This window comes from Rhodococcus sp. 3258, from assembly GCF_031456475.1.
In the GTDB taxonomy this organism is placed as follows: domain Bacteria; phylum Actinomycetota; class Actinomycetes; order Mycobacteriales; family Mycobacteriaceae; genus Rhodococcoides; species Rhodococcoides fascians.
On sequence record NZ_JAVDUT010000001.1, the window covers coordinates 1,346,475 to 1,367,552 of the forward strand.

The following is a 21,078-nucleotide window of genomic DNA, read 5'->3' on the forward strand; positions in this document are numbered from 1 at the left end:
AGATTCGCCTCCTCCTCACGGCGTCGCAGACGCGACACACCCCATCCCCGGGATGTATGTCAGGCCGATCGGCTCGTCCGTACGACCGATATTGCCCGGCGCAGCATCGACTGATGCACCTGCTGTGGTGTAACAGTGAAGACATGATCCGCGACCCGCTCCGCCTTCCGAGTGCTTCGCGGCGAACCGCCTACGCCGACTGTGCGGTCGCCGCCGTATGTGTGATCGCCTTACTGCTCGAGGCCACCACGGTCGCGGCTCTGGTCGCCGGGTCCATCGCGGCGGGCGCGGCAGCCCTGCGCACTCACCTCCCAACTGTTGCGCTGCCTCTGATCGTGGCATCGGCTCTCACCCAGATCGTCTCCGGTGAGGTGCTGCTGTTGACCTGGATCGCCTTTGCTGCGTCGATCTATTACTGCGCCTCTGATCCCCGCGGTGCGCTCAGGTGGGGGTCCGGCGTCGTCGTCGTGGCATTGTGCTTCGCCGCCGGATGGCGGCTGACCGACGCGGTGGCCCCAGGAACAGCGCTGGGACAAAGCTCCGAGGGCGAGATCCTCGTTGCGTGCGTGGTGTTGCTTGCGGCACCGGCGCTGGTGGTGTGGGCGTTCGGGTATGTCGGGTTCCAGCGTCGCGCCGCAGTGGCGTCGGAGTTTCGTGCACGCCAACTCGACGCGGACCGCAAACGAGCCGTCGAACGCCTGGGTGTGGAGGAGGAACGCAACAGCATCGCCCGCGACATCCACGACGTCGTCGCCCATTCCCTGACCGTCGTCATCGCCCAGGCAGAAGGCGCGAAGTACTCATTCGACAGCTCACCGGACGCCGCCCGCCGCGCACTGGAGGTCATCGCCCAGACCGGCCGCGCGTCTCTGACCGACGTACGCACCTTTCTCGAGCGGCTGCGACACCGCAACATTCCCACCGACGGACGCAGCTACCGCGAGAGCCGTGACTTCCTCATCACCCAGATTCGAGCAGCCGGAATGAACGTGGAGCACACATGCACCGGGGAACCCGGCGACATGTCCGCCCTCGTGTCGATCACCATGTACCGGGTGCTGGCCGAGGCACTGACCAACGCTCTCAAATACGGCGACCTGACGCGCCCGGTGCACGTCACCGAAACCTGGAGCGCCACAGCGCGGTTGACGGTACACAACGCCGTCGCCGCCTCACCTCCCACCGCATCGAGCGCCGCAGCGGTCAGCGACGGAACGGGCATGGGTCTGGCCAACATCACCGAACGCATCGCCCTGGTGCGCGGCACGGTCACCGTCGGTGCCGTACCGGGTGGTTGGGAACTCGATGCCCGCTTCCCGATCGACCGCAGCTTTCACGACGACTCCGAGGGTGAACGATGATCCGGGTAGCGCTCGTCGACGATCAAACTCTCTTTCGCAACGGCATCGCCATGGTCGTCGACAGTCAACCCGACATGACCGTCGTCGCGGAGCTCTCCGACGGGTCAACGGTGACCGACATGGCGCGAGAACACTCCCCCGACGTGGTGGTGATGGATGTGCGAATGCCCGTCGTCGACGGCATCGCCGCGACCTCCGCCCTGCGACGCGAACTGGGACCTGACGGCCCTGCGGTACTGGTACTGACGACTTTCGACATCGAAGAGGCAGCCCTGTCGGCGATCGAAGCCGGTGCCGACGGGTTCATCCTGAAGGACGCCGAGACCGAATTTCTCCTCTCGGCAGTTCGTGCGGTCTATACCGGCTCACAGGTGGTCTCCGCGTCGGCGACTCGCCGCCTGTTCGCCCAACACCGAACCCGCGCCTTGACCCGGCCCGGACCGGAATACGACGCTCTCACCGAACGTGAGCGTGACGTCCTGATCGAGATCGCGCAGGGCAAGTCCAACTCCGAGATCAGTCGCGATCTGTTCATCTCCGAAGCCACCGTCAAGACACACGTATCGAAACTGCTCGCCAAACTCGATCTGCGAGACCGCATCCAACTCGCGATCTACGTCTACCGCACCAACCTTCTCTGACTCCGAGAATCGGCAAAACCCCTCAGGGACGACCGACGTCAAGTCGAGAACGACTACGCCGAGCTCGGCAGACCATTGTCTCGCCGCATAATTCGCTACGCCCGCCCGTACTCCGCGAGCATGCGCGACAACGCTATTGGCGACTGTCGTTGCTGTTCGATGAAACCCGAGACCGAGGAACTGACGCATGCAGACGAACTGGCTCGTTTACCCGACAGCGATGGTGTTGGTGTTGTCGGTTCTGTGCGCTGTTGTCGGAGTGGCCAGAGTGTGGCGTGATGCCCGACGTCCGTCGAACGGCATCTGGATCACGGCAGCGGGTCTTCTGCTGTGGTTGACGGCGGTGATCGCATGCTTGAGCATCGAATCCGCTGATGTGCCGACGTGGTTGATTGCGGCGGTGCTCTACCCCGTGCTCGGAGTGGTCGTACTCTCCCTCGTGCTGGCGGCGTTCCTGATGGTGAACACCATCGTGGTCACCCGCCGGGAACGTCTACATCTCGCAACCCTGGTTCCTTTCGGAATCGGTGCCCTCATAGTCGCCATGCACATTTCGTGGGTTCTTCAGTTCGTCGCGTTGGTCGCAAGTGACACCCCCCAGGGGTGGTGGGTGGTCGTGCTCCTTCCGATCGTGGCGGCTCCGGGACTGGTTCTTCTCTTCGAGCTCGTGGCCTACACGGGATACGCGCTGTTCTACTCCCGGGTCAGAGGAGGGGGTACCGCCGACGTGATCGTGGTCCTGGGCTCCGGCTTGTCCGGGGACCAGGTGACGCCACTCTTGGCGTCCCGATTGGATGCTGGTATCGCTGCTTTCGAGCGCTGCCGTGAAGCTGGATCGGACGCCACCATCGTGGTCTCGGGAGGAAAAGGCTCAGACGAGAGCAGATCCGAGGCTGCGGCGATGGCGGAGTACCTCGAGGACAAGGGGCTGCCCTCCGACCGAATCATCGAAGAATCATCATCGACCACCACCAGAGAAAATCTGGAATACACGGTTGCCCTTCTCGCCGAAAACAACATCCCGTGGACGACGATGGCGATCGCAACCAGCAACTTCCATGTGCTCCGGGCTGTATCGCTCGCGCGAATGCTCGAGATCCCCTCGGTACCTGTCGGCGCTCCCACTGCTGCCTACTACCTACCCAGCGCGTTTCTTCGCGAGTTCGCCGCGACCGTCGTCCACTTCCGTCGAGGCACGACCCTGGCGTCGCTGGCAGTGATGGTCTGCTGGCTGGCACTGTCGTGGTACGCGCTGACGCTCATGAGCGGTGTCCTCGCCGACCAGTCCGTCTGAAGGCCCGATTGCCCACCAGCCCCCCCGCCGTCCGATGCTCTGACGTGCCCGACCTCCATTGCTGGCGTAACGAAGCAACGTGGCCAGCTGGCTGAATGCCTGACGACACCAGCTCATGCGGCTACCGGTGCAGAGCGGGTGTCCCCACGACTGGGAACGGTACGGGTCCACTCGCGATCATCGCGGATCAACGCCCACACGACGTCGACGAGGCGGCGAGCGAGCGCGATCAAGGCATGGACGGCTGATCGTTTCTCAGTCCGTTTGCGTTGGTAGAACTCTCGTGATGGGCCGTCGCGTTGGGAGCTGTTCAGCGCAGCCATGTAGAACACTTTCCGGAGGCCACGGTGGTAGCGCTGCGGTCTGCGCAATGTGCCGTGACGGTTCCCTGAGTCGTGCGGCACCGGCGCGAGACCGGCGTAGGCGGCGAGTTTGGCGGCTGAGCCGAACGAGGCGAGGTCACCGCCGGTGATCGCGATGAGTTCGGCACCGCTTCGGGTTCCTATGCCGGGTACGGATTCGAGAATGCGTGCGTACCGGTGTCGACTGAAGACCTCAGCGATCTGTTTGTCCAGATCGGTGATCTGCCGGGTGAGCAGGATCAGCGAACTGGCTGCCTGCTGGACCAACGCTGCGGTGGTTGCTTCACCGGCCAGTGCAATGCGCTGCGCCACCGCTGCAGTGCGGGCTGCACCGATCATCTTAGGAATGGTGGGTCGCCGGACCCCGTGGCCGCGCAAGTGATCGTAGATCTCTTTGTCGGAGGCCGCGGTGATCGACGACGGCGTGACGAATTTCGTGACGAACGCCAAACCGGTGAGGGTCGAGTAGTCGAAACACCGCTCCAGACCAGGGAAAATCCGGGTCAACAGGACACGCAGTCGATTGATGCCGCGGGTGCGTTCGGCTACGAGCTCGGTGCGGTGGCCGGCCAGGAGCTCGAGCTCGATCGCGACATCGTCGGGTATTGAAACCGGGGCGAGGTCGGTGCGCAGACGTGCGGTCTGTGCGATGACCACTGCATCGCGTGCGTCGGTCTTGCCTTCACCGGCAAAAGCGCCGGTCATACTGTGGACGACCCTGCCGGGGACGTAGCGCACCTGCTGATGGTGCGAGTGCAGCACTCCACGGAGCAAGGCCGACTCGGGCGCGGTCATGTCGATCGCCCAGACCACCGACTCGACGTCTGCGACTCGGTCGAGCAGTGTCTCGATTTCTGCTTGGTCGTTGCGAATGCGGCGTGACCACAGCACAGCGCCGCTGTCGTCGACTGCGGCGGCGTGATGTGCTTTGCGGCCGACATCGATTCCAACCCAGACCTTTTCGACCATATGCACTCCCTTTCGGACACGTGGGGCTCGTCAGGGCTGTTTCGCCGGCACACCTTTACACAGCGACATAGTTCGCGAACACATCTCAATCAGCGGCCGAAACGACCCGTCACGGTCCGGGGTGGCCTTCCACGCGAAGCCACCGGGGCAGCAGGTGATTGTCGAGCCACGCCCCGGACCGCCGACGAGCGCCTGAAGTGGTTTACCTCAGGCTCCTCCAACGTAAAGGTGATTGTGCGGGAGAGACTGAGATCGGCCAGGCTCGGTGTCGCGGTAGCGTCGAGCATCATCCTCGGCAGGAAGCGGGGATCCGGCTTTTGGAAAATTGTGTTGCTCGTTTACTTGTGCCAGGGATTGCACCAGGGTTTACTTGCCATCCTGGAACAAATCGTTGGGTTTACGTCGGTGAGAAAAGCGTGACGGTCGATCCCTCATGAAGGAGTAACCGATGCGGTGTTTCCCGACCCACCGAAGGGTTTGCCGAGCGGTGTTGACTGTGCTGATGACAGTGTCGCTCGGTGTCCTGGTTGCACCCACAGCCTCTGCGGACTGTGTGGGATTCGGATCGGAAACAGAACGGGTGACCTTCGCCCGCGATCGAGCTGCGATAGCTGCGATAGCGACTCCGACTGCTGTGGAGACGACCCCTCGCCCTCCGTCGGGTGGACTTCCGGTGGCCGTGTACACGTTCGCCATCGACACTGGCATCAAGGGTGTAGAAGCTAACGAGATTGTGAAGGTTGCTGCACCTCAGGACAATTCGAATGCACGCACTTTCGATATCGGCAAACGATACTTCCTCGCTCCGTTCGCGTCGGGCGAGGACTCCGGGAGCGGCGATCTCACTCGTTTGGCTTCCTACGCGGACGGTGCGTGCAGCCCGACAGCAGCTCTCGACGAGCTGAGTCCAGCATTCGCCGACCAATGGCCGACGACGTCGACGAGTTCCACTGCCGCGCCTACCGGTAGTGAGACACCGTTGGCGATCGAAGGTGACATGGTCGACGACGGCAGCACGGGTGACGACGGGGCGGGGACGATTCTTCTGGGTGTGGTCGCAATGGTGATTGTCGTCGCCGGCGGTTCTGTTCTGCTCGTGCGTCGACTACTTCGGTAACGATCACCTGTCGTGGATGAGATCTGTTCTGTTCTGGTCGATTTCGAATGGATAGTCAGGTATACGGTTCGATGCAGGAGTTCGGCCAAGGCGATCGTCCGGGCATTGCCTGCGGTGCCTTCCATGGCAGTGGTCAGCGTTCATGAATTCGCACAGCACAGTGCCATGGAAGGCACCAACCCACGATTTGCTGTGGCGCTGCAACCGAGATCCCCACGGCACCAACTCGTAGTTCCCCCCGAACGCATCGTGATGGAGCTGCGATAGCTGGACATCATCCACGTCGAAGCGGACTCGGAAATCGATAGCCATGCCGAACAGCATAGAAATGCTGACGATAGCCCGCATTCAGGCATGGAACGACGTTCCAGTTGTGACAGGATCGGCCCATGCCAGAGAAGAAGCCGACACCCGCGCGACGTTCCGACGCCCTGTCCAAAGGGCGCATCGTGCAGGCAGCGATCGAGATGCTCGACGAGGGTGGCACCGATGCTTTGACGTTCCGCACTCTCGCCGCACACCTGTCCACGGGCGCCGGAGCGCTCTATCACCACGTCGGGAACAGGGAAGATCTGCTCGCGGCAGCGGCCAAAGCCGTCATGGCGTCAGTGTTGGAATCCTCGCCCGAGATCGAGTCGACAGAGCAGGGCGTTCGCGGCGTGATGATGAGGGTGTTCGACATGATCACCACGCGGCCATGGGTGGCGACGCAACTCGCCGGCGCACCGTGGCAGCCGGCCGTCATGCATCTGTTCGACCGCATCGGAACCGAACTGGACGTCCGCGGAATTCCGGAGAATGAGCAGTTCGACGCCGCGTCCGTGCTCATGTACCACGCTCTCGGGGCTGCGAGCCAGCGCAATGCCGGGAGGCAACTAGCCGCCACGGTGACGGACCGCGCGACATTTCTCGACTCCACACGCTCGGCGGTGACGGATACCGGCGACTATCCGTTCCTGACCCGAATCGCGTCACAATTCGCCGAACATGATGATAGAGAACAGTTTCAGGCCGGTGTCGACATCATCCTGGCCGGCATCGACCGAACTAGCGCAAGACGATGAAGACAGCGCACAGGAGAAATACTCCGGCGGTGGTTCGGTCCACTATGCGTTGACCGCCGCGGTCGAAGAAGCGCCGAAGGCGCAATCCAGCGAGACCGTAGAGCCCGATGATCACCGCCATGACCGTGGTGAGGGTGAGTCCGAGCAACAGATAGTCGTCGAGGTGCACTTGTGTGAGGTCGATGACGCTGGGAAGTAGCGCAACGTAGAAGCCGATGGCCACGGGATTGGACATGGTGAGCACTATTCCGAGGCCGACACTGTGAGCTCGGCGGGGCGTGTCGAGTGCGGGCACTGATAGCGCCGGCGCTCCGGCTGTCCTCCACTTCTTCGCGGCGAGGTAACAGAGATACCCAGCGCCGGCCCAGGTGAGGACGCGAAGGATCGGCTCGTAGGCCGCCGTCGCCGCGGCGAGTCCTGCCATGGCCATGCCGAGGAGAGTCAACTTTCCGACGACGATGCCGGCCGCCAGTCCAGGAACGCCCCGGAACCCGGAGTCGAGGGATCGAGCCATCACCGCAACAACTTCGGGGCCGGGGGTGGCAGCCGATGCCGCGAACACTCCGGCGAACAGCGCGAGATCGGCGATGCCGATCACTGCCCGCCGCCGTCGACAGTGCGCGATGCGATCCGCGTCGGTGCCGTCTGCCGGGGGTGTTGATCGAGCCAGTCGAGGACGGTCTGCGCGTGGCGGTCCGGTGGGAACACAGGGTAGAACACGTGCTCGATGCTTCCCCCGGTGATGACGAGAGCAAGTCGTCGGTAGACCGTGAGATCGTCTGCGCTGAACGTCGGTAGTCCGATCACGTCGTGCAGAATCAGTTCGCTGTCGGTGAGCAGCGGATAGGGAAGTCGCAGTGCCCCAACCAGTTCCGATTGATATTCGACGGGTTGACTCGACAGTCCATAGACCGCGCTGATCCCGGCCTGCACCAGCTCTGCATAGTGATTACGCATGTCGCAGTTGTGCGGGCTGCATCCGCGGGCACCGGGGATGGCGTCCCAACCGTCGGGCATGTCGTGCCCTGGTGCACCGGTCATCGGAAATACATAGACCAGGACACGGCCCGTTCCGAGAGCGGCGAGGTCGACGTGACCACCGTCGGTGGACGGCAACCGGGTCGTCGGCATTGCCACCCCGCGCAGATGATCGGTCGCTCCGTCGTCGTGTGGAACGTCGAGGTCGGCCGGCAGCGGGGCGAGATTGGGATTGTGCGCATCGGCGGTGGCCCACTCGTCGGCCATCCGTGCGCTTGCCTCGGCGAGGTTGGCGACCAGCGCGACGCGTTGGCGATCGAGGTCGTCGATGGCCTGTTCGACCCGCTGGATCGCCCGGCGATACCCCGACAGCGAGGCGGGGCAGGTGTCCGCGTGCAGACTTCCGGCGTTCAGGCAGTCGACGAACGGGTGCATGTCCGCGAGCGGAATTCCGAGTGCATTCAGCCGGTGGATCTGCGCGACGACTCGAATCTGGTGGCGGTCGTACATGCGGTAGCCGTTGGTTGCCCGTTCGGGGACAACGAGATTCAGTGCCTCGTAGCCACGCAACGCCTTCGACGAGGCACCGGTCTCGCGGGTCACATCTCCAACACTCAGCAGGTCGTCCATCTCCGTACCGTAAACCCGGCCCCCAGGGGACAGGTCAAACGCGAAAGGCGACCGAGGGCGTCCGCCTACTTGACAGCGTTGGAACAGTGTTCCATTCTTACTTGGAACAACGTTCCAACAATGAGCGGAGACATACATGAAGACATCCATCTCGATCATCGGTGCAGGACTCGGCGGCCTGGTGCTGGCACGAGTACTGCACGTTCACGGAATCGCCGCCACGGTGTACGAGGCCGACGCCACGGCCGATGTGCGCACTCAAGGCGGGCAGCTCGACATCCACGAGGAGGACGGGCAGGTCGCCCTCGCCGCAGCCGGGCTCACAGAACAGTTCCGCGCCATCATTCACGAGGGAGGCGAAGCGACTCGCGTCCTGCGTCCGAACGGCGAGGCTCTGCTCGACGAAGCCGACGACGGCACCGGCGGTCGACCGGAAGTGCTGCGCGGCGACCTGCGACGCATTCTGCTCGACTCACTGCCGGCCGACACCGTTCAGTGGGGGCACAAGCTCACCTCCGTCCGTCCCTTGGGCAATGGGCAACACGCACTCGAGTTCGCGAACGGAACCATCGCGGTCAGCGATCTGCTCGTCGGTGCCGACGGCGCGTGGTCACGAGTCCGATCCCTGCTCTCGGCTGCCCAACCCGACTACGTGGGCACCGTCTTCGTCGAGACCTATCTCCACGATGTCGACGCACGTCACCCCGCCACCGCCCGCGCAGTCGGCGGCGGTGCGATGTTCGCCCTCACCCCGGGTAAGGGAATCTCCGTGCACCGCGAGGCCGGCGACATCCTGCACACGTACGTTCAGCTCAATCGCAGCGTCGACTGGATCGACGCGATCGACTTCACCGACGCCGCCTCGGCCAAAGCGACGGTCGCAGCCGAATTCGATGGATGGGCACCGGAATTGACGGCGTTGATCACCGACGGCGAGACCGCGCTGGTTCCCCGAAAGATCTTCACGCTACCCAACGACCACCGCTGGGATCACACGCCGGGAGTGACCCTCGTGGGCGATGCCGCGCACCTGATGCCTCCCTCCGGAGACGGCGCCAATCTGGCGATGTTCGACGGCGCAGAACTCGCTCGCGCCATCGCCGATCACCGCGGCAACATCGATGCAGCCGTGTCCGTCTACGAGAAGGCCATGTTCATCCGAAGTGAAGCGGTGGCCATCCAGTCACACGAAACGCTCGACCTCTGCCTCGGGGAACGCTCCCCGTTCGGAATGATCGATCTGATCACCGGCGTCACCCCTGTGAGCTCGGGTGATCGTCTCTCGCAATAACAGATTCACTGTCCGACGCCGTATCGAGCGCAAGGGCTGCAAGCAGCCGCAGGCCGTCCTCGCTGGCACTGCCGGCCGCGGCGCTCAGGACGATCATCTCCATTCCCGGCTCACCCGGCAGAGCGAAGTTCTCCTGATGAAGCTCCAACAAACCCACCAGCGGGTGACGGTAGGCCTTGCGCCCGTGGGTTCGAGCGCACACATCAGCGCGGGCCCACAGTCGACGGAATCGGTCACTCCTCATGGACAATTCACCGATCAGTGACGCCAACTGCGCGTCGTCCGGGTACTGCCCCGCAGCGAGCCGAAGGTGTCCGACCACATCCATGGTGCAGGTGTTCCAGTCGTCGTACAGCCCCCGCTCGGCTTCCTCGAGAAAGATGTGGCGCGCAGTGTTCAACCCCGGGATCGGCTGGCCGTACAGCACCCGCGCAAGTCGGTTGCCCGCAAGCACATTCATACGGTGATCCATGATGAACGCAGGCGCTCCCTCGACCAGATCGAGCACGCGTAGAAGTTCGGGGCGCACGCGCCCCTTCGGGGTCTTCGCAGGTCGACGACGTCGACGGGCAAGCCGATCCAGGTGCGCCCGCTCGGTGTCGTCAAGAGCGAACACCCGCGCCAGCGCATCGAGAATCTGCTCGGACGGCTGTGTGGCACGGCCCTGTTCGAGACGAACGTAGTAATCGATGCTGACACCCGACAGGTGAGCGACCTCCTCGCGCCGCAGCCCGTCGACGCGGCGATACCGGTCGACGGGAATTCCGACCGACGCCGGATCGACACGGGACCGCCGAATTCTCAAGAAGTTCGCCAAATCGTCCACACCTGAAGTATCCCCCGGATTCGTCGGTCGAGAGTGGTACCGCCGATACCAGGAACACCGACCACAGGACATCGCGCCCCTGAACGAGACGGGCAGAACGAGACAGGGTGAAGGCGTCACTCGAACACAACTCGACAACAGGGAGCACCCGTGAAGACGCTCATCGTCTATGCCCACCCAGAACCACAGTCGCTCAACCACTCCCTCAAAGATCTGGCCGTCACCACGTTGGAAGCCGCAGGCCACGAAGTGCAGGTGACCGATCTGTACGGATCGAAGTGGAAAGCTGCACTCGACGCCTCGGACTACGGCCCTGCCGCGTCCTCGCCACTGCGGGTGGCTGCAGATTCCGGACGGGCTTTCGACACCGGCACTCTCACGTCCGATGTCCGCACCGAGCAGGAAAAGCTGTTGTGGGCCGACACCATCATCTTCCAGTTCCCGCTGTGGTGGTACTCGATGCCCGCGATCCTGAAGGGGTGGGTCGATCGAGTGTTCACCTACCACTTCGCTTATGGCGTCGGCGAACACAGCGACACCAAGTACGGCGAGCGCTACGGCGAAGGAACCCTCGCCGGCAAGAGAGCGCTGCTGTCGGTCACCGTGGGCGGCCCGGAAGCCCACTACTCCGATCGGGGCATCAACGGCCCCATCGACGACCTGTTGTTCCCCATCCACCACGGCATCCTCTACTACCCGGGCGTCGACGTTCTGCCTCCGTTCGTCGTCCACGGATCCGATCGATTGACGGCCGAGGAGTACGCGGTTGCAGCGAAGAACTGGGAACGGCGACTACTCGAACTCGAGACAACCGAACCAATTGCGTTCAGAAAACAGAACTTCGGCGATTACGAGATGCCGTCCCTTCGTCTCCGAGAGGGCCTCGAAGAACACGGGCAGTCGAGCTTCGCCTTGCACGTGCGGTCGTGATCACTTGCCGCCGCGCGCATTTCTGCGCTGCCGATGGTTGGCCACGTTGATCCGGCTACCGCACAGATCGGGCATGCAATAGCGGCGTCGACCACCGCGACTGACGTCGACGAACACGCCGTTGCATGTCGGTGACGCGTACGCACGGAATCGCTCGAACCCGAGAATTCGCAGAGCACTCAGCAGGGCGTAGCCCGTGAACACGGTCAACTCCTCCGCAAGTGTGCCGACGCTCTCGGTCGTTGCTTGCCAGCGCCACACGTTGCCGTCGAGCTCGACGAGTTCGACGTGATGCTGAACCGTCGACAGCAGCTCGTGCGCGAGGCCGCAACAGTCCGTCTGGACGGACTGTTAGCATTCAAAGATGGATATCGCAGCCACCGCGCCCCCGTGGGCATCGGACGACGAAGCACTGGCATTGCGGGAGACCGCCCGGAAGTTCTTCGAGACCGTAGCCGTTCCGAACCAGAAGCGCTGGGCTGAGCAACGGTTCATCGATCGGCAGTTCTGGCTAGAGGCGGGAAAGCTCGGCCTTCTGTGTCTGGCGGTACCCGAGGAGTACGGCGGAGGAGGGGGCTCCTTCGCGCACGACATGGTGGTGCTCGAGGAGCAGAGTCGTATCGAAGAGCCAGGTTTCGGCAATCACGTCCACAGCGGCATCGTGGCACCGTATCTGCTCGCCTACGGAACCGAGGAGCAGCGCCACCACTGGCTTCCCCGCATGGCGTCGGGGGAGGTCGTGGCCGCAATCGCCATGACCGAGCCTGGTGCAGGGTCGGACCTGGCGAGTATGTCGACTCGGGCAATCCGGCAGGGCGATGGCTATCTGATCGACGGTGCGAAGACCTTCATCACCAACGGCGGCTCTGCAGATCTGATCCTGCTCGCCGCCAAGACGGACCCTGCCGGCGGAGCGCACGGAGTGTCTCTGTTCTTGGTCGACGCGAACGACTGTCCCGGCTTTCAGCGCGGCCGGGTGCTGAACAAGCTCGGCCAACACAGCGGAGACACTGCGGAACTGTTCTTCGACGGCGCGCGAGTACCCGTTGACAGTCTTCTCGGCGGCGTCGAAGGAATGGGATTCGTTCAGCTCATGACTCAGCTGCCGCAGGAGCGATTGCTTCTCGCGGTTGCCGCGGCGGTGAGTGCACAGCGAGCGGTCGACCTCGCGGTCGACTACACCAAGAACCGCAACGCCTTCGGAAAGCCGCTGTTCGCGAAGCAGCATGTGAAGTTCGAGCTCGCGGAATGCGCCACACTCGCCCGAGTGGCCAAAGTGTTCGTTGACGACTGCGTCGCCAGACACCTCGACGGCAGCCTCGACGTAGCGACCGCATCGATGGCCAAGTACTGGACAACCGACATCCAGTGCCAGGTCGTCGACCGTTGTCTCCAGCTTTTCGGAGGTAACGGATACATGCGCGACTATCCCATCGCCGAGATGTACGCCAACGCACGCGCCCAACGTATCTACGGCGGGGCAAACGAAATCATGAAAGAACTCATCGCTCGCTCGCTGTAACCGGAACAGGTGAAACCATGACCGAAAAAACAGTGCTGATCGAGCGAGACGGACCCGTCACCCTCATCGGCATCGACCGCCCGCATGTCCGCAACGCAGTCGATCGAGCCACTGCGGAAGCTTTGGCCGATGCATTCCGCGCATTCGATGCCGATTCCTCTGCCTCTGTTGCAGTGATACACGGATCAGATGGAACCTTCTGTGCAGGAGCCGATTTGAAAGCAGTCGCATCCGGAGGAGGAAATCGGTTCGCACCCGATGGTGACGCCCCGATGGGTATGACCCGCATGCGCTTGTCGAAACCGGTGATAGCCGCGATCGAAGGCCACGTCGTCGCCGGCGGGCTGGAGGTTGCGGCCTGGGCCGATCTGCGAATTGCCGGGCAGGACGCGATCTTCGGTGTTTTCTGCCGCCGATGGGGTGTGCCCCTGATCGACGGCGGCACCTACCGTCTCCCACGGCTGATCGGGACCAGTCGCGCGATGGACCTCATCCTGACGGGGCGTCCCGTCGACGCCGACGAGGCCTTGCTGATAGGGCTGGTCAATCGAGTAGTGCCCACCGGAGAGGCGGTCGAAGCGGCGCTCGTACTCGCCCACGAGCTGAGCGCTTTCCCCCAGACGTGTATGCGACACGACCGCATGTCACTGCTCGAACAGGACGGTATGTCCGAAACAGACGCTGCCGCAAACGAATACCACCACGGACTCGTCTCGATCGGCAGCGACGCCATAGCAGGTGCCAGCCGGTTCGCCGACGGTGCCGGACGCCATGGATCGTTCGACGCAACGACAAAGACAAGGACAACGACACGATGAACACATTCACCGGCAAGACCGCACTCGTCAGCGGGAGCGGACGCGGCATCGGGGCCGCCATCGCACACAAGCTGGCAGCGCACGGAGCCAACGTGGTCGTCAACGACCTGGACCCCAAAGCTGCAAACGCCGTGGTCGCCGACATCGAAAGCGCCGGCGGCACCGCCATCGCCTGTGCAGGCAGCGTGACCGACGACGGGTTCGCCGAGCAATTCGTCAACACGGCCCTCACGTCGTTCGGCGGGCTGGACATCATCGTCAACAACGCCGGTTACACCTGGGACGGCGTGATACAGAAGACCAGCGACGAACAGTGGGATGCGATCCTCGACGTCCACCTGAAAGCGCCGTACCGGATCCTGCGAGCCGCTCAACCCATAATCAGTGCCGCAGCAAAGCGTGAAAGTGCAGAAGGACAACGCATTACCCGAAAAGTTGTCAACATTTCCTCGCTCGCTGGGCTGTACGGAAACGCCGGACAGGTCAACTACTCCTCGGCGAAAGCAGGCATTCTCGGAATGACCAAGGCCATGGCCAAAGAATGGGGCCGCTATCGGGTCACCGTCAACGCAGTGGCGTTCGGCCTGATCAAGACCAGACTCACCGAAGCCAGCGCCGATGGTGACGCCACCGTCGACATCGACGGCCGCGAGATCAAAGTCGGTGTCAATCCGATGATCCTGCAAGCAGCGCAACACGTCGCCCCGCTCGGCCGTCTCGGCACCCCGGAGGAGGCAGCCGGTGCCGTCTACCTGTTGTGTCTCCCCGAGTCCGACTACGTCACCGGCGAGATCCTCGCATGCAGCGGAGGGCTGATCGGCTGATGCGCACCTTCGATTCGGTCGATTCCCTCGATGCCGCAGTGGGACAAGACCTGGGCACGACGGGATGGATCACGGTGCATCAGAGGACGATCGACAAATTCGCGGACGCCACCGGTGACCATCAGTGGATTCACACCGACCCCGAACGCGCACGCAGCGGACCCTTCGGCACCACCGTCGCACACGGTTACCTCACCCTGTCGATCCTGGCCAGACTGCTCCCGGAACTATTCGAGGTTCACGGCATCTCGATGGCAGTCAACTACGGGCTCAACAAAGTTCGCTTCCCCGCGCCGGTTCCGAGTGGAGCACGAATACGCGCCACGGCCTCAGTTGCGGCGGTGGAACCAGCGGCGAACAACGCCGTGCAGCTCACCTTGACCGCGACGATCGAGATCGCCGAGACCGCCAAGCCTGCGTGCGTGGCCGAAGCCGTCATCCAGCTCTACCGATGACGCACCCCGACCGATCCCATCAACGGCCGGCGGGCTGTGGCTGCGCCATGGCGCACATCGCCGGGAAAACCGAGCGCCACGCGGAGATCAACTCCTTGTCCCGACCGGGATTCTCACGAAGAACCCCGGTCAGTGCAAGGCCCCGGAACATCTGAACCAGCGACTCGAACGCCGTCGGAAACCCCGGCAGCGCAGACAACTCGGGCCCGAAGATCATCACACCCAGCTCGCGCAGGTTCTGCCCGACCGACCGCTCGTAAGGAGTGAGAACCGAACGTAGATCGCTGTCCGTTCGCGCCGCCATCCACAGTTCGTAGCCGGCCAGATACAACGGCCCCGACATCGCCTCGTGCAACACCTCGAACGCGAAGTCCAGTCGATCGGGTCCGCTGATGCTGCGCTCTGCCGCCGCCCGTATCGCCAATTCCTGTTGTTCCCCAACATGCTGTACTGCGGCGAGAAACATCGCAGGTTTGCTCGGAAAATGATGTAGCAGAGCCCCCCGAGACACCCCCGCCTCGACCTGCACCCGCTGCGTCGTCGTCCCTGCATACCCGTGCTCGACCAGGCACTCGACGGTAGCTTCGACCACCCGCCGACGCACAGCCCCCGGATCTATCCTCCGCGTCGACATCGCAACAGCTCCTACTCTCACGCCAAACAAGCATCGATTGTCTCACCAGGAACCCAATGAGCCTCACTCGCCAAGTCAAGAAACAAATGCACGTCACTTCTGAACACGTGCAGTCGTCATTCGAAACCGACACCCGCACCCCGGGTCGATGGCGTCTCGATAGCTCGTCTGCCACCATCTCGCCTCGAATCGAAGAGAGGATGGGGCCATCGCCGGATTCCGAAACCAGTGGAGGTTGTCATGGCAAGACTTCGCGACGTTCTACGTTCCGTAGCCATTCGAGAAGGTATCGACCGCAGAACGTAGGACAGCACAATCGAGCGAAGGTGGTTTAGATTAGGGCATCCAAACTACGCTCGAAGGAGACTCGATGAATCCCGTGGTGAATCGGCGGACTGCGTTATCGATGACGTTCGTGTCGGTCGCCGGTCTCGTTGTTGCCGGCTGCGCTAACGGCTCGGCGGAACGTTCGGATGGTTCGAGCTCGACGGCGAACGTCGAGAGCGGCGCGTTCCCTGTGACGATCGAGCACAAGCTCGGTTCGACGACCATCGACTCCGCTCCCACCCGTATCGCCGCGGTGGGCATCGGCGACTCCGACGTGCTGCTCTCGTTGGGTTTGACGCCTGTGGTGGTGCCGGTATGGAAGGGCTCGACCGACGACGGCATCGGCATCTGGGCCGAACCGACAGTCAAAGGTGACGAACCGGTCGCACTGGCGAATGCGACGACCGAGTTCGATGTGGAGACCATTGCGGCCGCTGCCCCCGATCTGATCATCGCCGTCAACAACGCGATCGACGAGGACGTCTACGCGCAGCTCAGTGCGATCGCGCCGACGGTGCTGCACGCTGCGGGTCAGACCGATTGGGTGCTTCCCTGGCAGGAGGTGACCACCAGAATCGGACGCTCCGTAGGTTTGCCGCGTGCCGCTCAGGCCGAGGTAGATCGTGTCGAAACCCTTGTGGCGCAGGCTCGAACCGACAATCCGCAGTTCGTCGGCAAGACAGCTGCATTGGTCATCAGGTGGAGTGACGGCAAGCTACGGGCGTTCAGTCCCGACTCGGCGCGGGCCCAGCTGTTGACCACACTCGGCTTCAAGGCACCCGCCGCATTGGCGTCCCAATTCGAAGGCAAGCTGAACACCGAACTATCGGCGGAAAGCTACAGCTTGCTCGACTGCGACTACCTCTTCTTCGACAACTACGAACTGCACCGCGAGTCCATGGAATCTCAGGAGACGTTCACCAACCTGGGCGTCGTGCGCAACGGTGGATTGATCGCGCTGGATCCGATTGTCTCCGACGCAGTGTCGATGCCGAATCCGCTGACCATCCCGTTCGTGCTGTCTGCGTTCATCGACGACATCAAGGCTGTCGACGCGGCCAGATAGCGTCGGACATCGAGGACCACACACCGAGCACGACGGCAGGCGCAGCGATGCAGCCGGCGACCACCAACCATGGGATCGCCGCTGCAACGCTGCCGTCGTCGAGTCGATCGTAGAGATACCCGACGCCGATTGTGCCGATCAACGACAGACATCCACCGATGGTGTTGAGTAGTCCAAAATGTGCTCCCAGATAACGTTCTCCGGCAATTCGAGCGAGCGTGTCTCGCATCGAGGGCACCATCAACATCTGCCCCAGATGCAGTAGCGCAATCCACGCTGCAATCTGCACGTACGGCCACACCGAGTCGGTGATGGTGCCTGGTCCTACCGCCGGAATCACGAACGACGCCGCCATGACGGCCAAGCCGATGGTTGTTGCGGCCCGCGATCCCATCCGTGCGGCGACTGCCACCATCGGCCGCTGCCCGACGATCACCAATACCGCTGCCCCGACGTAGAACCAGCCGAGCAGATCCTGCGAGCCGATGCGTAGTGAGAGTTGCTCGGGCAGCACCAGATACAGCTGAGCGAGTGCGACGAACTGTGCGCTGCACAGCGTGGCCAGGACGACGTAGCGTCGATTGCCCAACACCACACGCCAGACCCGGGTGATGGAAGTGCCGACGACACTGCCGGTTTCGATTGTCTTGGGGAACAGAAAGTAGAACCCGAACCACATGCCGGCGAACAAGATTGCGGCCACGGCGGCGGACGCCGAGAACGGGAACACCAGGAGCACCGCCCCCAACGCGGGCCCGAGCACGGTGCCGAGCCGACTGCTCATCTGCTCATAACCGAACAGTTCGGTGCGCTTGATAACGCCCGAGTCTTCGAGCTGTCGACCGATATCGGCGTTGGCCGATTCCACCGCGGGCGCGAACAATGCTGCGGCGAAACCGATCAGCAGAATCCCGACGATCACAGCGGGGAGGCTGCTCGCAAGCGCCAGCACAACGAACCCGACGATGCGTATTGCTATGCCCCACAGAATGACCGGTCGACGACCGAAGCGATCGGCGATGCTGCCGCCGAGAAAGAACATGCCCTGCTGACTGAACGTGCGCAGACCCAATACGAGCCCGACGATCCAACTTGCGAATCCGAGTTCTTCGGACAGATGCACCGCCAGAAACGGAACCACCAGATAGAAGCCGACATTGAACAGCACCATCGATGCCAGCACGAGCTTGACCACCGACGGAAGGTCTCGTAGCCGACCTCGCGCCGACGCACCACCGACTCCAGGGTTGATCGTCACGAACGTCGACACTACTGGCGCGAGGGCCGGTGCGGTCTCCTCCGTCTCGGACCGGGCCGAATCCTCCGCCGAATCGAGGTTAACCAAGTGGTTACGCGGCGCGATTTCCTATATTCCGCCTGAAACCAACCAGCAACAAGGTGGTCGTAGATTCCTTGCTAGCTGGACCGTGAGCACCACTTGTCTTTCGTGGCGACCGAATGCGGGAACCAGACTCAACTATCGACCATGGGGAACATATGACAAAGCCGACGAACAAGGTATCTCTCGAAGTTGCCGACTCCAATCGAATGTCATGGGAGACACTGACGGTCTCGCAGATCGGTGCGGAAATTCCTTTCAAGTCACTGTTTGCGGATCCCGACACGGGCATGCAAGTGATGCTCCTACGCTATGCCGCCGGTTTCACCAATACCTGGCACACGCACCCGTGCGCACACGGAATGTACGTCCTGGACGGCATCCTGAAGACCCACGAAGGCGAATACGGGCCGGGCAATTGGGTGTGGTTTCCAGAGGGCGGTTGGATGGAACACGGTGCGACAGAGCACAACGACGTCACCTTCTTGTTCGTCACCAACAAGCCGTTCGCAATCTGCTACGAGTCCGACTCCGACCACCCATACCCGATGGCCGTGACCGCCGACTGACGTTTGTCGGCCCGGCGTAGATGCCAACCGAGCATCGGGAGTCTGCCACGATGTACCGGTGCCATCTATCGATCCGTTCCATGCCCTCGTTCTGATGAACGCCGTATTTGCCTCAGCAGCATGGTCTCTGGCCAGGCCGTCCTGGCCCGCGGCGATATCACTGGGCGTCGTCTCGGTGCTGTGGCTGTTCTTCAACGCCCCCATCGAAGGCAGAACTTTGTACGTGGTCGACGCAGAGAGAGGTCTCACCGAGTCCGACTTCCTCACACTCGCTGGGCTGGTGCTGGCCGCAGTGACGATTGTCAGGGTCCGGCGCGGACGGCCCGATCACGCACCGAACAGCAGGAACAATCCACCGAATGTGTAGAGCACCATCACGACCATCATGGCGAGCTGTCCGGTAGCCGCGTGCTCTTTCGGCAGTGTTCGCAGCGACGCGTCGTGGGCGAGGGTGATGCCCACCAGGTGCCCCACCACGACCGCCAGGACGGCGATGCCGGCGACGACCGACGGGTGGTTGGACAGGACGTAGGAGACCGATGCATCCTGCAGCCCGAGTACATTCGCTCCGTTGCCCAATGGATCCGATAGCGAAATGATTGTCTGCTGGCCCTTTTCGACGAAGTACGTGAGGTAGTGAGCCGTCATGTAACCCACCACGATCGGAATCAGGGAATGGGCCAGGAGCCCTGGAAGCGCGGTACGGCGAACACGCGACACTCCCCCGGTGGCACGGGCCGCAGACCAGAACGCCGCTCCGACAACGCAGATGACGGCAATCAACCCGAGGGTTCTGGTCGGCACCGATCCGAGAGCGGATTCGTCGACGAGCGAACGCCATGCCGATATCTGCCCGATGCTGTCGAAGGCGGTGGACCCGAGCAGAACGGCGAGCACGGCCACTGTCCCCCGCTGCACCGGCAGGCTCACCGCACCGTCGAGCGGTGACCGCAGCGCCAGCACGCCGGACGCAGCATCTCGGGTGAGTGGAGACAACCGAGATACCGTGTCGCTGTACACCTCGAAAGGATCTGCCCGAGAGAACCATTCGTCGCCGAAGATCGCCGCACCCACCGCCATCACCAGGACGTACACCGCGCACCACAGACGAACGGCCGACACCGAGCCCGAGTCGGGCGAGGCCAGTTCGAGCCAGACGAACGCGAAGAGACCGACAACTGCTGGTACGCAGCCCCATTCGCGACGGTAGGCGACTATCGCCGACGACGTCGGACGACGCAACAGGCCGCACACGACGCGGTGTACTGCCCGCATCGGAGACACGATTCGCCAGAACGGCCCGAACACCAGCGACGCCGGAACGATGCCCACCCACACCAGAACGTAGAAGGTGCCGAGCAACGCGTTGCTGGAATCCTGTGGCCCCCACACCGATGCTGCGAAGACAGTGCCCGCCAGCAGCACCGACAAGGTCCAGATGAGACCCCGGACGATCGCCGAATCAGCCAACACCGTCGTCCGCGGCAACGCCACGACGACACGCGTGGGGTCGAGTCTGGGGCGACGCCACGCGAACAGCAGCAGCACGAACGACGCCGCCAGCGCCCACGCCCCTCCGATCAGGGCGTAGGTGACCGGGATCGGCAGATCGGTCGACCCACCGAGGCCGTGGGCGAGAATCACGGACGAACGACGAGCGTGGCGACAGTGCGATCGCTGTGATGCAGTTCGACATCCACCTGCCCAGGCACATCGACGGTGAACGTGAACAGCTGATCTTTGCCCGGCTCGATCTCGAAGGTGTGCTCGGGAACCGAATGCACGTGCAGCTCGTCGGTGATATCACTGCTGATCGACATCGAAATCGATTGCCCCACGGACGCGTCGAGGCGTTGATTGGTCGGTTCGACCGTGCCGCCGTCGATCGAGACATTCATCCGCAGGGTATCGGGCTGCGCGGAGACCGACGGGGTGGAGTCGGTGCTGGGCACCGGTTCCGCTGTGGTGGGCGACGTACCGCCCGACGACGATCCGCAGCCGGCCACCAGCGCCACCGCTGCACATCCGATGACCGCTGCCCGCAGCGTCGACAGTCCCATG

Annotated in this window: 23 protein-coding genes; 14 read left to right on the forward strand and 9 right to left on the reverse strand. The window is 62.9% G+C overall.

Annotation, left to right across the window (positions count from 1 at the left end; all coding sequences use genetic code 11):
• The first annotated feature begins 143 nt into the window (after positions 1–143).
• The 3 genes from J2X62_RS06200 (at position 144) to J2X62_RS06210 (ending at position 3,296) form a co-directional block, all read left to right on the forward strand.
• The gene (locus tag J2X62_RS06200; RefSeq protein ID WP_052053516.1) at positions 144–1,361 is read left to right on the forward strand and encodes a sensor histidine kinase; all 1,218 of its coding nucleotides are present in this window, start codon (positions 144–146) and stop codon (positions 1,359–1,361) included.
• Entirely contained in the window at positions 1,358–2,002 is a 645-nt protein-coding gene (locus tag J2X62_RS06205; RefSeq protein ID WP_204847390.1) for a response regulator transcription factor, read from the forward strand. The genes J2X62_RS06200 and J2X62_RS06205 overlap by 4 nt, the downstream gene beginning before the upstream one ends.
• 187 nt (positions 2,003–2,189) lie before the next feature.
• Positions 2,190–3,296, forward strand: a complete 1,107-nt coding sequence (locus J2X62_RS06210) for a YdcF family protein (RefSeq protein WP_310178690.1) — start codon at positions 2,190–2,192, stop codon at positions 3,294–3,296.
• Between the two features lie 113 nt (positions 3,297–3,409).
• On the opposite strand, the gene J2X62_RS06215 is transcribed toward J2X62_RS06210, so the two are convergent.
• On the reverse strand, positions 3,410–4,627 hold the full coding sequence (locus J2X62_RS06215) for an IS110 family transposase (RefSeq protein WP_057474334.1): 1,218 nt from the start codon (positions 4,625–4,627) through the stop codon (positions 3,410–3,412).
• A 502-nt stretch (positions 4,628–5,129) separates the two neighbouring features.
• On the opposite strand from J2X62_RS06215, the gene J2X62_RS06220 reads away from it, so the two are divergent.
• Complete coding sequence (locus J2X62_RS06220) at positions 5,130–5,744, forward strand: hypothetical protein (RefSeq protein WP_139278401.1); 615 nt, start codon at positions 5,130–5,132, stop codon at positions 5,742–5,744.
• A gap of 389 nt (positions 5,745–6,133) precedes the next feature.
• Complete coding sequence (locus J2X62_RS06225) at positions 6,134–6,808, forward strand: TetR/AcrR family transcriptional regulator (RefSeq protein WP_032392168.1); 675 nt, start codon at positions 6,134–6,136, stop codon at positions 6,806–6,808.
• Here the strand turns inward: J2X62_RS06225 and J2X62_RS06230 are convergent.
• The gene (locus J2X62_RS06230) at positions 6,792–7,406 is read right to left on the reverse strand and encodes a LysE family translocator (protein ID WP_310178701.1); all 615 of its coding nucleotides are present in this window, start codon (positions 7,404–7,406) and stop codon (positions 6,792–6,794) included. The genes J2X62_RS06225 and J2X62_RS06230 overlap by 17 nt on opposite strands.
• Positions 7,403–8,416 (reverse strand): redoxin family protein, encoded by a 1,014-nt coding sequence (locus J2X62_RS06235; protein WP_200937346.1) that lies wholly within the window; start codon positions 8,414–8,416, stop codon positions 7,403–7,405. The genes J2X62_RS06230 and J2X62_RS06235 overlap by 4 nt, the downstream gene beginning before the upstream one ends.
• Before the next feature lie 136 nt (positions 8,417–8,552).
• On the opposite strand from J2X62_RS06235, the gene J2X62_RS06240 reads away from it, so the two are divergent.
• On the forward strand, positions 8,553–9,707 hold the full coding sequence (locus J2X62_RS06240) for an NAD(P)/FAD-dependent oxidoreductase (protein WP_204847382.1): 1,155 nt from the start codon (positions 8,553–8,555) through the stop codon (positions 9,705–9,707).
• Here the strand turns inward: J2X62_RS06240 and J2X62_RS06245 are convergent.
• Positions 9,670–10,533 (reverse strand): helix-turn-helix transcriptional regulator, encoded by an 864-nt coding sequence (locus J2X62_RS06245; protein WP_094621395.1) that lies wholly within the window; start codon positions 10,531–10,533, stop codon positions 9,670–9,672. The genes J2X62_RS06240 and J2X62_RS06245 overlap by 38 nt on opposite strands.
• A gap of 150 nt (positions 10,534–10,683) precedes the next feature.
• On the opposite strand from J2X62_RS06245, the gene J2X62_RS06250 reads away from it, so the two are divergent.
• On the forward strand, positions 10,684–11,463 hold the full coding sequence (locus J2X62_RS06250; protein WP_310178705.1) for an NAD(P)H-dependent oxidoreductase: 780 nt from the start codon (positions 10,684–10,686) through the stop codon (positions 11,461–11,463).
• On the opposite strand, the gene J2X62_RS06255 is transcribed toward J2X62_RS06250, so the two are convergent.
• Complete coding sequence (locus J2X62_RS06255; RefSeq protein WP_310178708.1) at positions 11,464–11,667, reverse strand: CGNR zinc finger domain-containing protein; 204 nt, start codon at positions 11,665–11,667, stop codon at positions 11,464–11,466.
• 160 nt (positions 11,668–11,827) lie between these two features.
• Here J2X62_RS06255 and J2X62_RS06260 point away from each other — a divergent pair, with 160 nt between their 5' ends.
• Genes J2X62_RS06260 through J2X62_RS06275 form a run of 4 tightly spaced genes read left to right on the forward strand, consistent with a single transcriptional unit; the run spans position 11,828 to position 15,082 of the window.
• Positions 11,828–12,985 (forward strand): acyl-CoA dehydrogenase family protein, encoded by a 1,158-nt coding sequence (locus tag J2X62_RS06260; RefSeq protein WP_310178710.1) that lies wholly within the window; start codon positions 11,828–11,830, stop codon positions 12,983–12,985.
• 17 nt (positions 12,986–13,002) lie between these two features.
• Positions 13,003–13,803, forward strand: a complete 801-nt coding sequence (locus tag J2X62_RS06265; protein ID WP_306902028.1) for a crotonase/enoyl-CoA hydratase family protein — start codon at positions 13,003–13,005, stop codon at positions 13,801–13,803.
• On the forward strand, positions 13,800–14,627 hold the full coding sequence (locus J2X62_RS06270) for an SDR family oxidoreductase (protein ID WP_310178716.1): 828 nt from the start codon (positions 13,800–13,802) through the stop codon (positions 14,625–14,627). Before J2X62_RS06265 ends, J2X62_RS06270 begins: the two co-directional genes overlap by 4 nt.
• Positions 14,627–15,082: a MaoC family dehydratase gene (locus J2X62_RS06275; RefSeq protein WP_310178719.1), complete on the forward strand. Its 456-nt coding sequence runs from the start codon at positions 14,627–14,629 to the stop codon at positions 15,080–15,082. Before J2X62_RS06270 ends, J2X62_RS06275 begins: the two co-directional genes overlap by 1 nt.
• 19 nt (positions 15,083–15,101) lie before the next feature.
• Here J2X62_RS06275 and J2X62_RS06280 read toward each other — a convergent pair whose 3' ends face one another.
• On the reverse strand, positions 15,102–15,716 hold the full coding sequence (locus J2X62_RS06280) for a TetR/AcrR family transcriptional regulator (protein ID WP_306902025.1): 615 nt from the start codon (positions 15,714–15,716) through the stop codon (positions 15,102–15,104).
• A gap of 370 nt (positions 15,717–16,086) precedes the next feature.
• On the opposite strand from J2X62_RS06280, the gene J2X62_RS06285 reads away from it, so the two are divergent.
• On the forward strand, positions 16,087–17,109 hold the full coding sequence (locus J2X62_RS06285) for an ABC transporter substrate-binding protein (protein ID WP_310178723.1): 1,023 nt from the start codon (positions 16,087–16,089) through the stop codon (positions 17,107–17,109).
• Here the strand turns inward: J2X62_RS06285 and J2X62_RS06290 are convergent.
• Entirely contained in the window at positions 17,084–18,367 is a 1,284-nt protein-coding gene (locus J2X62_RS06290; RefSeq protein ID WP_310178725.1) for an MFS transporter, read from the reverse strand. The genes J2X62_RS06285 and J2X62_RS06290 overlap by 26 nt on opposite strands.
• 239 nt (positions 18,368–18,606) lie before the next feature.
• On the opposite strand from J2X62_RS06290, the gene J2X62_RS06295 reads away from it, so the two are divergent.
• Positions 18,607–19,017, forward strand: coding sequence for a cupin domain-containing protein (locus J2X62_RS06295; protein ID WP_310178729.1), 411 nt, complete (start codon positions 18,607–18,609; stop codon positions 19,015–19,017).
• Positions 19,018–19,075: 58 nt separating this feature from the next.
• The gene (locus J2X62_RS06300) at positions 19,076–19,384 is read left to right on the forward strand and encodes a hypothetical protein (RefSeq protein ID WP_027495481.1); all 309 of its coding nucleotides are present in this window, start codon (positions 19,076–19,078) and stop codon (positions 19,382–19,384) included.
• Here the strand turns inward: J2X62_RS06300 and J2X62_RS06305 are convergent.
• Positions 19,345–20,661 carry a hypothetical protein gene (locus J2X62_RS06305; RefSeq protein WP_310178735.1) on the reverse strand — a complete coding sequence of 439 codons (1,317 nt, stop codon included), beginning with the start codon at positions 20,659–20,661 and terminating at the stop codon, positions 19,345–19,347. The genes J2X62_RS06300 and J2X62_RS06305 overlap by 40 nt on opposite strands.
• On the reverse strand, positions 20,658–21,077 hold the full coding sequence (locus J2X62_RS06310) for a hypothetical protein (RefSeq protein WP_310178738.1): 420 nt from the start codon (positions 21,075–21,077) through the stop codon (positions 20,658–20,660). The genes J2X62_RS06305 and J2X62_RS06310 overlap by 4 nt, the downstream gene beginning before the upstream one ends.
• Position 21,078 lies beyond the last annotated feature (1 nt).

Bases quoted from the DNA above. Each gene is read 5' to 3' on its own strand.
- J2X62_RS06285 (WP_310178723.1), top strand. From the start codon at position 16,087: ATGAATCCCGTGGTGAATCGGCGGACTGCGTTATCGATGACGTTCGTG.
- J2X62_RS06205 (WP_204847390.1), top strand. From the start codon at position 1,358: ATGATCCGGGTAGCGCTCGTCGACGATCAAACTCTCTTTCGCAACGGC.
- J2X62_RS06215 (WP_057474334.1), bottom strand. From the start codon at position 4,627: ATGGTCGAAAAGGTCTGGGTTGGAATCGATGTCGGCCGCAAAGCACAT.
- J2X62_RS06280 (WP_306902025.1), bottom strand. From the start codon at position 15,716: ATGTCGACGCGGAGGATAGATCCGGGGGCTGTGCGTCGGCGGGTGGTC.
- J2X62_RS06220 (WP_139278401.1), top strand. From the start codon at position 5,130: ATGACAGTGTCGCTCGGTGTCCTGGTTGCACCCACAGCCTCTGCGGAC.
- J2X62_RS06310 (WP_310178738.1), bottom strand. From the start codon at position 21,077: ATGGGACTGTCGACGCTGCGGGCAGCGGTCATCGGATGTGCAGCGGTG.
- J2X62_RS06200 (WP_052053516.1), top strand. From the start codon at position 144: ATGATCCGCGACCCGCTCCGCCTTCCGAGTGCTTCGCGGCGAACCGCC.
- J2X62_RS06240 (WP_204847382.1), top strand. From the start codon at position 8,553: ATGAAGACATCCATCTCGATCATCGGTGCAGGACTCGGCGGCCTGGTG.
- J2X62_RS06210 (WP_310178690.1), top strand. From the start codon at position 2,190: ATGCAGACGAACTGGCTCGTTTACCCGACAGCGATGGTGTTGGTGTTG.
- J2X62_RS06270 (WP_310178716.1), top strand. From the start codon at position 13,800: ATGAACACATTCACCGGCAAGACCGCACTCGTCAGCGGGAGCGGACGC.
- J2X62_RS06275 (WP_310178719.1), top strand. From the start codon at position 14,627: ATGCGCACCTTCGATTCGGTCGATTCCCTCGATGCCGCAGTGGGACAA.
- J2X62_RS06265 (WP_306902028.1), top strand. From the start codon at position 13,003: ATGACCGAAAAAACAGTGCTGATCGAGCGAGACGGACCCGTCACCCTC.
- J2X62_RS06295 (WP_310178729.1), top strand. From the start codon at position 18,607: ATGACAAAGCCGACGAACAAGGTATCTCTCGAAGTTGCCGACTCCAAT.
- J2X62_RS06260 (WP_310178710.1), top strand. From the start codon at position 11,828: ATGGATATCGCAGCCACCGCGCCCCCGTGGGCATCGGACGACGAAGCA.
- J2X62_RS06225 (WP_032392168.1), top strand. From the start codon at position 6,134: ATGCCAGAGAAGAAGCCGACACCCGCGCGACGTTCCGACGCCCTGTCC.
- J2X62_RS06235 (WP_200937346.1), bottom strand. From the start codon at position 8,416: ATGGACGACCTGCTGAGTGTTGGAGATGTGACCCGCGAGACCGGTGCC.